The organism is Longilinea arvoryzae (assembly GCF_001050235.1).
GTDB classification, from domain to species: Bacteria; Chloroflexota; Anaerolineae; order Anaerolineales; family Anaerolineaceae; genus Longilinea; species Longilinea arvoryzae.
Genome location: NZ_DF967972.1, coordinates 1438118 through 1450602 on the forward strand (window position 1 = coordinate 1438118; position 12485 = coordinate 1450602).

Here is a 12485-nt window from a genome sequence, read left to right on the forward strand (position 1 = left end):
ACCTTGCAGCGGCCAATTTTTGGCCGCTGCGGCTGTTTAATCGGTGGGCGTCAACCAGCGGCCTTTCGGCCGGTCTTGAGAAGATTGAAGACGCCAATCACAATCCAGAGCCCGGCCGTCAGGTTCCCATACGTGACCTGCAGGGTCTGCAAAGGATGCAATTGTGACTGGATGGGCGCCCGTCCCAGGAGAATCAACAGGCAGTCGATTGCCAAGAACAGAACGGCCACTGTTGGCACTATTCCACCATCGCGACGAGTATAAACATCGCCCAATGAAGAAGGCCGGCAGATGTCACCGTTCATTCGGGCTGTATTCGCAACATGAAGCTATAATTCAAGAGAAGGGACGTCCCTCAAGCCAAATGGCTTCTTGCTGCTTGAAAAGGAACATGGGAGATAAACAGTGGCCATCGATCAAGAACTACCTCGAAATCCATACAAGAACAACGACCTTTCATTGCTTAAGGTGATTCTTCTGATTTTTATTCCTACAACGGTATTAACCTCCATCTATTTGCTTGTGGGTTATGCACATACCACAATCCCTTCCGTTATATTGTTCTTCCTTTTAGCCATGCTGTTTCTTTTTCCGGTCGAAATTGCGATCGTATTGCGAGCCAGCAAGAAGGAATTCGGCAGTTATTCGTTTCGAAGCGCGTTTGTAAATCAGGGGAAGGCCGGGTGGAAAAGAACGCTGATCATCGGCCTGCTGTTGTTTGGCTTTGCCGGAATTATGTCGATTACCTTGGGCCCTCTTGAGAAATCTCTGACAGCTTCCCTTTCGGCCAAATTGGCTGCCGTTCTGCCTGCATATTTTGATTGGACCAACCTTGACCACTTTAGACAATATTCTGGAGTGAGTCTGCTGTTGATGAGTACGGTGTACTTAATTCTTAATGGCTTTGTTGGACCAATCGTAGAGGAACTCTTTTTCCGGGGTTATCTCACCTCAAAATTGAGTCGCTATGGCAAAGTAGCACCCGTCATCGTAACGGTGCTTTTTTCCCTCTACCATTTTTGGCTTCCATTTCAGAATTTGTTTCGCATCAGCGTCTTTCTGCCGGCTGCCTATCTTACGTGGAAGGAAAAGAATATATACATCGGTATGGTATTTCATTGCATCAGCAACATCTTTACAGTCATCAGTTTTCTTGTTGCCCTGTATGCTGTATAGACCGGCGCCATAACCGGAACGATGCTTAATGCCTGTTCTTGAAAGATATCAAAATGGGTCGATCAAAACCGGCAACTGCGCAGTGGAATGACGGAAGAAATACCATCCTGCCGAGCCATTTCTGATCGTCCTGCCAAACAAGGGAAAAACCGTGGATGGATATGCCAGAAGCTTTCCGGCATCGATAATTCCAACAGCGGAAATTCAAGTGATCAAAACTGCCTTCCAAGGGATATCTCATTGGAAGGCAGTTTTTTTAGTTGGCCTGTCATTCTGGATTGGATTCCCGGCAGGGATTGGCAGATCCGTTCGAGATCGGGATTATCCACGGCGTGGCGGCCGACCTTGGCCAGGTCCACCCACGTGTCGCGCACCTTCACGCGCACCACGTCGGCGGTGTAATCGGTGATCGTGCCCTCGTGGTTGTCGAAGAGCGAGGAGCCCACCGCGTAAACGTCAACCGGCACGCCCAGTTTTTCAAAACGCGTGATGCGTTCGGCGTTGAAACCGCCCGAAACCACGATTTTCACGCCGCGGCAGAACGCGCGGGCCTGATCGCGCAGCCGTTCGGGAATGTCCCAGCTTTCGGCAGCCGTGTCCAGCGCCTGGCGCATGTTGGAAACCAGGCAGCGGCTTATTTTTTACCACTGCTTTTGTATATTCGGTGGGCGTCAGCCAGCGGCCTGCCGGCCTGGCTTGAGAAGATTGAAGACGCCGATCACGATCCAGAGCCCGGCCGTCAGGTTCCCATACGTGACCTGCAGGGTCTGCAAAGGCAAGGGAAGCAATCGCGAGCGGATGGGCGCCCATTCCAACAGGATCAACAGACAGCCGACAATCATGAACAGGATGGATGGGAACAGCGCCAGCCGGTCCTTTTGCGTGGCGTGAACGACCCCATAGAAAAGACCGAGAAAAATGAAATTGGCGAGGAGCAGGAACAGGATGCCCGGCGTGAAGTTGAAATTCTTACCGGAATCCGCTTTGAGCAACGCTTTTCCGTAATCGGCGCCGAACGCCAGCAGCGTAATCAGGATCATCATTCCGACAGACCACAGTTTTTTATTCATACGAATCCGTGTCTCCATTTTATTTAGCCATTTCCTCATTCAGGTCATAAGTTTAGAAGAGAGGTATACACATTCATCAGGATGTGCCTCCCAGCTTACACTTGCACCTCCCTACACCACGCGATCTATTGGCTCACGGCTGGATCCATCACGAACGAGAATGTTACCAACTCGATATGCTGATAATCTAAATCACAAATCATTATAGTTGGACCAGGCCAGGATGGGTAATGAGAATGTGGGGTCGATTCTTGAAAATCAATCCGCTGCAATCATAAAAACTGCCTTCCAATGCGCCAAGCATTGGAAGGCATCCTCGTAGATTGATCGGTTTTTCTGGATCGGCTGGTCGGCAGAAATTACCAGACGCGTTCGAAATCGGGGTTGTCGACGGCGTGGCGGCCGACCTTGGCCAGGTCCACCCACGTGTCGCGCACCTTCACGCGCACCACATCGGCGGTGAAATCGGTGATCGTACCCTCGTGGTTGTCGAAGAGCGAGGAGCCCACCGCATAAATGTCAACCGGCACGCCCAGTTTTTCAAAACGCGTGATGCGTTCGGCGTTGAAACCACCCGAAACCACGATTTTCACGCCGCGGCAGAATGCTCGAGCCTGATCGCGCAGCCGCTCCGGGATATCCCAGCTTTCGGTGGCCGTGTCCAGCGCCTGGCGCACGTTGAAAACAAGACGCGGGGTGACGCCCATGTCGAGCGCCGGATCGCCAATCGGCTGGACGGATACGTCGCGCAACGAGGCGCTGGTATCCATGCGCACGCCGTACAGGCGGTAACGTTCGGCCATTTCTTTATTCCCGGCTTCGAGGTACTGGATGTAGCGGTCGAACATCAGGCGGCACACGCGCAGTGAGACCGCCACGCAGTCGTTCGAGAAGTCGACCAACGCAATGCGCGGCACCGAGACCGGCATGACCTGCGAGAAGGCCAGCATGGCCTCGGCGGAATCGCCCAGGAAGCTGGCGATGCCGGAATGCGAGACCGTGCCGCCGCCGTAGCCGCCCCACCAGTCGCCCTGGGCATCGGTCGAGACGAACGGGCCCAGCTTGGAGGCGTAGTCCATGTTGAAGCGCTGCAGCGCGATTTGATAGGCGTAGCCGTCGGCTGCCTGGACTTCATGCAGGTCGAAGCGCGCCGGGAAGAACATCATGGGTTTGCCGCGCGCGGCGATCAGCGTCTCGTAGACGTTGGTGGCCACCCGGCTGGCGCGGGTCAGAATGCCCAGGATGGGGGTTTCGAGTATGGCGAAATCGCGGTAGCGACCTCGTACGCGCATCACCGGGCTGACATTGAGCGGATTGCCGTTGTAATGCACCGTGCAGCCATCCTGGACTGCCCAGACCTGTAATTTATCGGCCGTGTTGACGAACCTTTCGTCTTCCCAGTACCCGGTGCAGTGCTGCAGCATGGTGAGCGCCTTATCGACGCCGACCACGATGGTGGTGTTGGGACGGCGCGTGAACATCTGCATCTCGACTTCGATATCGCCGCAGGCAACCCCTTCCGGAGAGATGCCGGCGGGCAGGCGCTGGTCTTTGCCCTGGTAGGTATACCCTTGCTTCGAAAGAACGGTCAGCATATTCGCGATGTTGGTGAAGTATTTATCGGTGTACCAACCCCGGCGCATGCGCTCGATATCCAGCTTGAAGGCTTCGTTACTCAGGCGTTTCCCATCGAAGAGGCTCATGGACACTCCTTGGTGATCCAATATGGTTACTTTGTGTATTTGTTACACGATTATAAGCCGGAACTCGGGTCTGTCAAGATGTGATAGACTGTGGGGTGAAAAGCGAGGAACAGATGGGAAACCTAGAAAATTTGGGCAAGCTGCTGGTTGTATTGGGGGTGGTCGTCGTGGTGACGGGGGGAGTCATCTGGGTGGCGGGCCGTTTTTTTGGCAATCGGCAGCTTCCGGGGACAGTCCACATCGATTTTCCAGGTGGAAGCTGCATCATTCCCATCCTGGCATCCATTGTCATCAGCCTGGTGCTGACGGTTGTCTTGAACCTGGTGATCCGTTTATTGCATAAATAAGACGAATAATGTCATATGAGTCACCCGTACATTTGTCAGACAAACATAGGAGAAGGGTCACTACATCGATCCGGCGCGGATTGGTATAAATAGCCCTGTTCCTCTGGAACAGGAACGATTGGCTGCACAGAGAAGCGGCTGTACAGCCGGAACAGTGACGCAAGTCAATAGATTCTCTCCTCCTTTTGGGTCTGAGCTGGCTCACATGCTTTCGCGTGTGAGCCAGCTCTATTTAACCCTGAAGAGCGGCGCAGATCAGATTCAGGCGGCAGATTGCAGACGCGGCTGGCGCGGGCGGAAACCGATCCAGATACCGAGGATGAACAGATATCCTGAATAAACCAGTATTTCAACCAGAGAGGGCTTGCTGTTATAACCGAAGAGCGCCTTGAGCAGGCCGCCAACGACTGAATTTTCGCTGAGGATACGGTTGAAATCATAAACCGGTGAAATCAAACCCGGAAGCCAGCCGATTTCGATGAATTCGTGGACGCTGTGGGCCACCAACCCGGCCGCCACCAGGAGCAGAAGAATGTTCGTGGCCTGGAAGAAGGTTCGCAGCGAAAGGCGGTTGGAAGAATGGAAGGCCAGCCATCCAAACAGGACGGCCGCGCCCAATCCCAGCAGCGCGCCGCTGAGGGACTGCCAGGGAGCGGAATTGGCGCCAACGGCCAGCAGGAACAGGGCCAGTTCGATTCCTTCGCGGAAAACAGCCAGAAAGGCCAGCCAGAAGATCGGCCGGCGCCCGGTCAGCGAATTGCGGACCTGTTGTTCCACGCCGCTGCGTTGATGGTTCACCCTGAAGAGCACCCAGGTGAGCACAGCGGTGGCCAGAAGCAGGGTGACGCCCTCGAAGATTTGTTCGGCGGGTGCTTCCAGCGTGGCGTCGAAAAGGCGCAGCCCGATTGCAATGGCCAGGCTGACCAGCCCGGCGAGTCCGGCGCCTGCCCAAACGGGGCGGCTGAGATCGGTACGATTCAAGGCGCGCAGGGTGGAAAGGACGATGCCCAGGATCAGGGCAGCTTCAACGCCTTCGCGCAATGCGAGTAGGAAAGAGGGCAACATGGGAAGCGGGCTCCTTGGGAGGGTAAATTTTATAAATTTTACCTATAATATCTAAATAATACAAGGTCGAAGGATTGGAGTACGAGGGGCGACCTTGACGCGTGCTGGAAAGCGTGTATAATAATGAGACTTGATGCGGGGTAGAGCAGAGGTAGCTCGTCGGGCTCATAACCCGGAGGTCAGTGGTTCGAATCCACTCCCCGCTACTAACGAGAACCGTAGTCCTTGGGGCTACGGTTTTTTGATAGGCCTGAGGGTCGATGGTTACGAAAAATCACTTTTAGGAGGATTTTTCGATGAACCGTAATCCCTCAGGCCTGTTATTTTCTCTTTGTATTGACGGTTTCGTCAAATACAAAACCGCCGAAGGCTTAAGCCAACGGACGGTCGATTCGTATGAGTGGGTGCTGCAAAAGTGGCTGGAAAAGATGGGCGATCGGCCAGTTGGCAAGATCACTTCTGCCGACGTGCTCGATTACATGACCTATCTGCGTACCGAGTATGTCCCCCACACTTTTGCCAAACCGAACCCTGCACATGAAGCTTCGCCCCGTAAACTCTCCCCCAAAACCCTGCGAAACCACTGGGTTACTTTCAAAGCTTTCTTTAGTTGGGCGGTTGCCGAGTTTAAAATCAAGAATGCTATGGAAGGTATCCCTGGTCCACGCTACAAAGAAGCACCTGTGGCTGCTTTCACGCAGGATGATCTGGTTGCTTTGCTCAAAGCTTGTATCTACTCTCGTGAATACAATCCAATCAACAGGCATAGCTTCGTCACTCGTCGGCCCTCTGCTAAGCGGGACGAGGCGATGATCCTCTTCCTTTTGGATACCGGTCTGCGAGCATCCGAGCTTTGCAGCCTGAAAATCGGTGAAACGGATTTGCGAAACGGTAAGATCGTGATCAAGCACGGCGATGAAGGCGGCGCAAAGGGTGGCAAAGGGCGCACAGTATTCATCGGCAAGAGCACCCGTCGGGCGGTATGGCGCTACCTGGCTGAGCGCGAAGACCGCGATGATCCAGAAGCGCCAGTATTTATCAACCGCGGCAATCACTCGTTTAACTCCAACAGCTTGCGCCATTTGATCGTGCGCCTGGCTGATAAAGCGGGTGTCAAAGGGGCTCATCCACATAAATTTCGGCATACTTTCGCAATCACTTACCTCCGTTCAGGTGGGGATGTTTTTACCCTACAAGCCCTGTTAGGTCACAGCTCGTTGGATATGGTCCGTCATTATGCTCAAATCGCTGAGATGGACATTGAACGAGTGCATCGGAAAGCCAGCCCAGTTGATAACTTGAGGTTCTAAAAACGATCATTTGCTCTTTATGTAAGAGCTGGAGGAAAGGATTCGGCAAACCTTTCCTCCAGCCATTCAGGTTATTTGCGTTTTTGGGTCTGGCAGGGAAGTTTGCATGTTGGACGGAGCGACGGCGAATCGCAGCATTCCTTGCGCACCAAAATGATTGAACCATTTGCCATGACTTCATAATCCAGGCAGTCACCAGGTTGTAAATCCAACAGGTTACGAACCTTTTTAGGGATTGTGATAGCGTTGGTCGCGGTAATGATAATCGGTCGTTTTTTCAAATAATCACCTCCTTTCCTTCCGTGATTGCTGAAATTTTTATAATCCAGCTCAGATGGATATTTTTAAACTCATCCGGGAACATGGCTTTCGTCCACAAGAAAAAACGCTGGTTGGTATTCAAAATGTTCTGTAATTCTGCCTGATCCAATCCTTTATCGACTTTCTGAAAAAGGAAATCAGGGAGACTGGTGTTGAAAGCGGGCGCTGAACTGAGCGGTTGTGAGCCAGCCCAGAGAAGCAGCGTTTTAAGATGCTCGAAATCGTTAGAGATCTGAAGCGAAGAACGCCCATGAACATCTCGTGAAAATTTCAGGAACAACTTAACCTTGAGATAGTTCTGCCGATCCAGCATTCCAAATCCCGCGATTGACAATCCCGCCGCAGTTGGGGCATTTGCCTTTCAGATGGCTCAGGCGGCCTTTGACAGGGTGAATTTCCCCATTTTGAATTTTGACGATCGTATTGCAACGCATGCAAAAGCCTTCCCCTGTTTGAAGCGGATGGGTTGGTTTCTTTCTAACGTTCCGTTGGTTATCAACCCAGGTGGCAAATTGCTTGCCGTCGATCCAGATATGATTGGATTCGTCCCGGCTGTGTGGCGCGCCATGGTTGAGCCAATCTCGCAAGGTGGTTTCAGGAACGTTCAGGTCTTCAGCGATTTCCCGCGGTGTGTAAAGCATGGGCAGCAAACCGGGGGCTTTGATCAGGACATTCCTGGAAATCCGGCAATTTGAGCTATTTTGGTTTTCTGACATTCTTCTCCTTTGTATTTGTAAACTTTGCATGAAACAAACATACGCCAGCCATGCCAACCCCTTAAGGGAATGGCGTGGCTGGCGTATCCTCTTCCCATTGATAGGTGTTGAAAGATCCTCGTTTTGTAACTCTGATACGAGGATCAATATTGAGTTTTGAAAATGCTCGGTCGATCGTCCTGGTACTGCTGCTAATTTGCAGGGCTGAGATGAGCTCGTTCTTCTTGAATTCCTGCGCCGGTACACTCTGTAGATATTCCAGGACATCTGCAAAGATCAATTCCGCCTGACCAGGAGCGCGCAGCAGTTCAGAAGCATTCGCTTCAGAAAATCGAAGAGCGATGCTCTCTTCGGTCGATTCAATTTGGAACTGCAACTGCGCGGGTGGCAGGGATTCACGCACCTTTTGTGGAATGATCGTTCGCATCGAGTGTGCCGAATGCTGGTTTTCGTGGGTAACCACAATGGCGGTATCGACAGACCCCAAAATATCGGATGAGCCCCGAACGCGATAGGAAAGATCGGGATTTCCACCCTTATTGAGGTGATGAATCAGAATGAAAGTCGTACCGGTCTGGTTGGCAATTTCCCGCAGGGTGTTCATCATCGGGGAAATTTCTGCGACTGAATTTTCATCTGCACCAGGCATAAATTTGGCCATGACATCAAAAATGACGACAGAGGCATCCAATCGATGAATGCGTTGACGCAATGCCAGTACTTCGGAAGTGACTTTCAGGTTAAGCGGAGAAAAGTCGAAAATGAGGTTCGCTGGCGGTTGAATGCCCCGCGCGTGGCACAATTTGAGAACGCGTGAGCGCATACCCCGGTAGCTGCCATCCAGGAAGTGATACAGCACTTTGCCCTGGGTTACCGATCGGTTATCCCACGCCAGTCCAGAAGAAGCCATGCCAATTGCCAGGTCCAGAGCGAGAAAACTCTTTCCGGCTGCCGGCATACCGGCGATCAAGTTGATCCCCCCGGCCATAATCCAGTCTTTGAGAATCCAGGTCAGTTCACCCATCTCCGACAAACACAATTTCTCTGCGGTCATAACCATTCGCTCCGTGACACCCGACAAGGCAGATGAGCTGACAAAGAATTCTTCCATCTGCTGCAGAGCTTCAGAAAGCGGTTTATCTTGAATAGCATTTTGCGCAAGGTGTGTAGCGACCTCCAACGCTTTTCGCATAAATGCTTTTTCACGCACGATCTTCGCGTAAGACTCGGAGTGCATGGAAGTCGGAGTTGCATTGAGCAGCCCTGTGATGTACGCCGGCCCACCTATTTCCTTTAGTTTTCCGCTGGTATTCAAAGCATTACACAAAGTGACATGATCGATCTGTTGCTCAGATTCCAACAGGTGATTCATTGCTTCCCAAATCCAGCGGTGTGAGTTGCGATAAAAATATTCCGCTTTCACGATGGTGACCAAATCCTCAAATAAATACGGTGCAATCATGATCGAACCGAGCAAGGCCTGTTCGGCATCAATATTTCTGGGCGGAATGGGATCTGGCATCAAAGTCTCCAATTGGTTTAATAATTTCTCCATACAACAACACAAAGGTCATCTGAGAAAACGAAAAGCGACCGGCATAACAATTAACTTTGTTATGCGGCCGCTCCTACGATTTGATGGATGTCCAAGGAGATCAGCGACCCGAAACGATTACATTTTTATTCTACAAATAAATCAGGCATGATCCAAGGTGGTCAGGTTAATTCGTATGTTCAGCGATTTGGACAGGCCGGAACTGACAACCATACGCGGCAGGTTCACCCAGCATCGTCCAGGATAATCGCTCAACCGTTTTCCACCAGATATCCGGGATTTCATACCAGGCTGCGCCGGTAACATCCCGCGCAATATCCGGGTCCGGAGCGGTTCCCTTGGCCAATGCACTATCTGGATTGACCGCAACCGTTGTGTACACTACTGAATAGATTGGCCCAAGCGCAGCCAGTGACAGCATCATTCCCCATCCGCATTGAGACGTTTTGACCGTTTTCGCAGCATCGATCCGATCTGCCATGAATTCGAAATAGGTCATACCCTGTGGTGCCTGAGGAACGCTTATCGGCTGATTGCCCCGGTAAGCGATAAACAGAATGGTTGCCATCACCATCAGAAGCAAAGCGTTTTTGAAAATCTTGAAGACTAAATGAAATCCCTTCAACAGAAACATACCTTCCTCCAGAAAATTGATTAGCCAAAAACCAGACCCTGAATGGTCAAATCAAGATCATCCGTGACTGTAACGGATTCGGTTTTTCGTGAAACACCCCCAGCCCGTAAAGCGGCTTTCAAGGCTGCAGCTCGCCTCCGTTCGGGAATATCGGAAAAGAAGAAGAGCAGATCATCATCCTCCCCTTCTCGCAGACTCAGCGTAAAACGAATCTGATAAACCTTGCAATCCAGCTTTGGGCGACCGCGCTTTGAACCCACGTTTAGTTTTTTCGATTGTGGTTCTGAAATAGCGATAGTTTCCATAAACCCCTCGCAATCGATTGAACGGGATCGTCCGCCAGGATACCTTTGCCGTTGAAGAAATAAGGCAATGAGTTCTTGAGTAGGATCGCCCCACCGCCTACCAGGATGACGGCTGTGAAACGCCGCCAGGCTTTGCCCCACCGCTTTTCAATCTCTCCAGTGACCTCACGCTCCCAGATTGGTAGTGCCTGCGAAATGTCGAGCTTATTGGCGCGCAGGAGCGTGTCCAATTCACCCAGGGAGTAAAGCTGCTGACCGTTGACTAGCTCTAAAAGCCGGCGTACACCAGTGGTTGAAGCACCCGTAAAGCGTTGAACAGGAACTTTTTCGCGCACCACCAGCAATTCGGTCGTGTTCATGCCGATGGATACAATCCCGACCTCCTGGGTGTATGCGCTGCGTCGCTCAGGAACGATCTTGGCTTCATCATCCAGCACATAATCAAACAGTGCACCAGCTGGCTGAGAAGTAACCCGAACCTCGGTCACATTCAGGTGATGTTCCTGGTCATTGGCTTTCCAGATGTGATCAGCCTTCATCCAGCGCTGAATGCTCTCCACCGTGGTTCGTGCTTCCTCTCCGGAGAGGGTATCCAATGGCAAACCACAGGTGATGCTGACAGGCTGAGAAATATTCCCTGATCACAGGATCAAGCGGGTGAATGCCCCATAGAATAGTGCCAGCATCTCCGGCGAACCGGCAAAACGATCCATGCTCAGGTTTTCTACTGGCCGTCCACTGTCGTGTGCGCCGCTATCAACAAAAAACGTATTTCCCGACGGCAAAGCGATTCGCAGCGGCAGGCGGGAACTGCCCAACCCCAACATACGCCCTACCAGCGGGCCATTATTGACCGCGACCTGAGAGATCAATTGAATGCTCTGCTGATTCCCGTGCAGCTTGAGCGCTCCCATTCCCAGATCAAGTCCAAAATTCATTGTTTCTATCATGAAATCTCCTTTAATTCTACAAGATATAAGTTAACTTGGAGTAAATTGAGGTAAAAAAATCAACCTCATCGGTTGAATTTATTGTAGCATATTACTCCATGTTAATCAATATCATGTAGCAAACATTTTGGAGATTACTTTTTATATGGACGTCCCGAATCATCAAATGCCCATTTGCCCTGGCCGCTGTTTTGGCGATAGACTCTGGTGCAGTAAGCCACATCCGCTTCATCCAGCAGTGTCTTTCGACCCTCTTTTCCCAATTGGTGGATTAGACCGCGCTGCATCCAGCGCGTGAGGGTAGAAGTGTTGAGCATGTATTTCCGACCGGCTTCATTGATGCTGATCGGAACGCCTTTAAGGCCTGCGTTGAGCTGGTACTCAGGTAAGGCTTCCTTGGGTAGCAGATTGTTGACGCTGATTTGGCTGATACCAATACTTCTATCCGTCATCACGGCTGCCTGAAGTTTTCCCTCATCTGCCAATTGATAAATGGAATCCAAATCCAACCCAAGCTGTTTGGCGGCCTGTTCGGGAGTGACGTAATATTCCAATCGGGATTGATCGAGTTTCACGGACTACTCACAAAATTCGATTTACTACAAGTTAATCATACAGTGAAAGTGAAGGATCGTCCAGCAATAGAGGATTATTGCATGACCTCTGAAATTTAGGTTAACTGACCTGAAGGTTAAGTGACCTGAAAATCCGGATGACGTATCCTATTGTTTGGTTGATGGTTTCAAAGTCTAGAAAAGACTGAATAAAATATTCGACAAAAAATATGGGTCTGCGTCCTCGCTGACGTGCCGCAGACGCCTTGTTGACACGCCGCAGACGTTGACGCAGACCTTACCGCAGATGTTGATTGAACAGGAAGAGCGCTGAAGCGCCTTTTACCATAAAGGGATATGGAAATACCATTTGACCTGGAATGACCTCTCTATCCCGAAAACTTGACTCTAAATGGGCATAAATTGCACCACCATACATAGGTCAAATGGAGAATCTAGCAGATGAGAGACTGGAAATATTTGCACAAATAAATCGGCATATTTTTTTGTGCAAGGAAAAACTATCTTGATCCATTGGAACGGAGTGCACTCTGTTCCATCCACTTTGATCCCCTAGAGTCTTAAGGGGGAACGGGTCAACGGAGTGACACATCGTTCTCTGTTGGATGGTCCTTGATAGTTTTGAGAATATCACCCAATCGCCAGGGATGATACTCCCTGACCTCAATACTCATTTGATATGGTATGGTCCATGGACTGGCAATCGAGGTGCTGTTTTTATTCGAATAGCGCCTTTCATTGAAGCCTAGCTGAAAGTG

General features: G+C 51.0%; 17 protein-coding genes and 1 tRNA gene. 4 read left to right on the forward strand and 14 right to left on the reverse strand.

Annotated features, from left to right (window positions below):
* Positions 1-50 precede the first annotated feature (50 nt).
* Positions 51-230 carry a hypothetical protein gene (locus tag LARV_RS06420; RefSeq protein WP_075072859.1) on the reverse strand — a complete coding sequence of 60 codons (180 nt, stop codon included), beginning with the start codon at positions 228-230 and terminating at the stop codon, positions 51-53.
* A 175-nt stretch (positions 231-405) separates the two neighbouring features.
* Here LARV_RS06420 and LARV_RS06425 point away from each other — a divergent pair, with 175 nt between their 5' ends.
* Positions 406-1176, forward strand: a complete 771-nt coding sequence (locus LARV_RS06425) for a CPBP family intramembrane glutamic endopeptidase (RefSeq protein WP_075072860.1) — start codon at positions 406-408, stop codon at positions 1174-1176.
* Between the two features lie 212 nt (positions 1177-1388).
* On the opposite strand, the gene LARV_RS06430 is transcribed toward LARV_RS06425, so the two are convergent.
* The 3 genes from LARV_RS06430 to LARV_RS06440 all read right to left on the reverse strand — a co-directional run bounded on the left by LARV_RS06430 (position 1389) and on the right by LARV_RS06440 (position 3949).
* Positions 1389-1790: a nicotinate phosphoribosyltransferase gene (locus LARV_RS06430; RefSeq protein ID WP_075072861.1), complete on the reverse strand. Its 402-nt coding sequence runs from the start codon at positions 1788-1790 to the stop codon at positions 1389-1391.
* A 57-nt stretch (positions 1791-1847) separates the two neighbouring features.
* Complete coding sequence (locus LARV_RS06435; protein ID WP_075072862.1) at positions 1848-2246, reverse strand: hypothetical protein; 399 nt, start codon at positions 2244-2246, stop codon at positions 1848-1850.
* 359 nt (positions 2247-2605) lie between these two features.
* Positions 2606-3949: a nicotinate phosphoribosyltransferase gene (locus LARV_RS06440; protein ID WP_075072863.1), complete on the reverse strand. Its 1344-nt coding sequence runs from the start codon at positions 3947-3949 to the stop codon at positions 2606-2608.
* A 113-nt stretch (positions 3950-4062) separates the two neighbouring features.
* Here LARV_RS06440 and LARV_RS06445 point away from each other — a divergent pair, with 113 nt between their 5' ends.
* On the forward strand, positions 4063-4296 hold the full coding sequence (locus LARV_RS06445) for a DUF2905 family protein (RefSeq protein ID WP_075072864.1): 234 nt from the start codon (positions 4063-4065) through the stop codon (positions 4294-4296).
* A 261-nt stretch (positions 4297-4557) separates the two neighbouring features.
* Here LARV_RS06445 and LARV_RS06450 read toward each other — a convergent pair whose 3' ends face one another.
* Positions 4558-5361, reverse strand: a complete 804-nt coding sequence (locus LARV_RS06450) for an FTR1 family iron permease (RefSeq protein ID WP_075072865.1) — start codon at positions 5359-5361, stop codon at positions 4558-4560.
* Positions 5362-5495: 134 nt separating this feature from the next.
* Here LARV_RS06450 and LARV_RS06455 point away from each other — a divergent pair.
* Both LARV_RS06455 and LARV_RS06460 read left to right on the forward strand, forming a co-directional pair.
* Positions 5496-5567, forward strand: a tRNA-Met gene (locus LARV_RS06455).
* Between the two features lie 90 nt (positions 5568-5657).
* Positions 5658-6671 carry a tyrosine-type recombinase/integrase gene (locus tag LARV_RS06460; protein WP_075072866.1) on the forward strand — a complete coding sequence of 338 codons (1014 nt, stop codon included), beginning with the start codon at positions 5658-5660 and terminating at the stop codon, positions 6669-6671.
* Positions 6672-6742: 71 nt separating this feature from the next.
* Here LARV_RS06460 and LARV_RS06465 read toward each other — a convergent pair whose 3' ends face one another.
* From LARV_RS06465 to LARV_RS06505, 9 genes are all read right to left on the reverse strand, one after another.
* Positions 6743-6952, reverse strand: a complete 210-nt coding sequence (locus tag LARV_RS06465; protein WP_075072867.1) for an AbrB/MazE/SpoVT family DNA-binding domain-containing protein — start codon at positions 6950-6952, stop codon at positions 6743-6745.
* The gene (locus LARV_RS06470; protein WP_152031728.1) at positions 6949-7305 is read right to left on the reverse strand and encodes a hypothetical protein; all 357 of its coding nucleotides are present in this window, start codon (positions 7303-7305) and stop codon (positions 6949-6951) included. Before LARV_RS06470 ends, LARV_RS06465 begins: the two co-directional genes overlap by 4 nt.
* A complete protein-coding gene (locus tag LARV_RS06475) occupies positions 7274-7708 on the reverse strand; it encodes a helix-turn-helix domain-containing protein (RefSeq protein WP_075072869.1) in 435 nt (144 codons plus the stop codon). The genes LARV_RS06470 and LARV_RS06475 overlap by 32 nt, the downstream gene beginning before the upstream one ends.
* 61 nt (positions 7709-7769) lie before the next feature.
* Positions 7770-9230, reverse strand: coding sequence for an AAA family ATPase (locus LARV_RS06480; protein WP_075072870.1), 1461 nt, complete (start codon positions 9228-9230; stop codon positions 7770-7772).
* Positions 9231-9429: 199 nt separating this feature from the next.
* Positions 9430-9897 (reverse strand): hypothetical protein, encoded by a 468-nt coding sequence (locus tag LARV_RS06485; RefSeq protein ID WP_075072871.1) that lies wholly within the window; start codon positions 9895-9897, stop codon positions 9430-9432.
* Between the two features lie 20 nt (positions 9898-9917).
* A complete protein-coding gene (locus tag LARV_RS06490) occupies positions 9918-10202 on the reverse strand; it encodes a hypothetical protein (protein WP_152031729.1) in 285 nt (94 codons plus the stop codon).
* Positions 10160-10798, reverse strand: coding sequence for a ParM/StbA family protein (locus tag LARV_RS06495; RefSeq protein ID WP_152031730.1), 639 nt, complete (start codon positions 10796-10798; stop codon positions 10160-10162). Before LARV_RS06495 ends, LARV_RS06490 begins: the two co-directional genes overlap by 43 nt.
* A 45-nt stretch (positions 10799-10843) precedes the next feature.
* The gene (locus LARV_RS06500) at positions 10844-11140 is read right to left on the reverse strand and encodes a hypothetical protein (protein ID WP_075072874.1); all 297 of its coding nucleotides are present in this window, start codon (positions 11138-11140) and stop codon (positions 10844-10846) included.
* A gap of 146 nt (positions 11141-11286) precedes the next feature.
* Positions 11287-11727, reverse strand: coding sequence for a MerR family transcriptional regulator (locus LARV_RS06505; protein ID WP_075072875.1), 441 nt, complete (start codon positions 11725-11727; stop codon positions 11287-11289).
* Positions 11728-12485 lie beyond the last annotated feature (758 nt).

Bases quoted from the DNA above. Each gene is read 5' to 3' on its own strand.
- LARV_RS06430 (WP_075072861.1), bottom strand. From the start codon at position 1,790: ATGCGCCAGGCGCTGGACACGGCTGCCGAAAGCTGGGACATTCCCGAA.
- LARV_RS06435 (WP_075072862.1), bottom strand. From the start codon at position 2,246: ATGAATAAAAAACTGTGGTCTGTCGGAATGATGATCCTGATTACGCTG.
- LARV_RS06440 (WP_075072863.1), bottom strand. From the start codon at position 3,949: ATGAGCCTCTTCGATGGGAAACGCCTGAGTAACGAAGCCTTCAAGCTG.
- LARV_RS06445 (WP_075072864.1), top strand. From the start codon at position 4,063: ATGGGAAACCTAGAAAATTTGGGCAAGCTGCTGGTTGTATTGGGGGTG.
- LARV_RS06450 (WP_075072865.1), bottom strand. From the start codon at position 5,361: ATGTTGCCCTCTTTCCTACTCGCATTGCGCGAAGGCGTTGAAGCTGCC.
- LARV_RS06460 (WP_075072866.1), top strand. From the start codon at position 5,658: ATGAACCGTAATCCCTCAGGCCTGTTATTTTCTCTTTGTATTGACGGT.
- LARV_RS06470 (WP_152031728.1), bottom strand. From the start codon at position 7,305: ATGCTGGATCGGCAGAACTATCTCAAGGTTAAGTTGTTCCTGAAATTT.
- LARV_RS06475 (WP_075072869.1), bottom strand. From the start codon at position 7,708: ATGTCAGAAAACCAAAATAGCTCAAATTGCCGGATTTCCAGGAATGTC.
- LARV_RS06480 (WP_075072870.1), bottom strand. From the start codon at position 9,230: ATGCCAGATCCCATTCCGCCCAGAAATATTGATGCCGAACAGGCCTTG.
- LARV_RS06485 (WP_075072871.1), bottom strand. From the start codon at position 9,897: ATGTTTCTGTTGAAGGGATTTCATTTAGTCTTCAAGATTTTCAAAAAC.
- LARV_RS06490 (WP_152031729.1), bottom strand. From the start codon at position 10,202: ATGGAAACTATCGCTATTTCAGAACCACAATCGAAAAAACTAAACGTG.
- LARV_RS06500 (WP_075072874.1), bottom strand. From the start codon at position 11,140: ATGAATTTTGGACTTGATCTGGGAATGGGAGCGCTCAAGCTGCACGGG.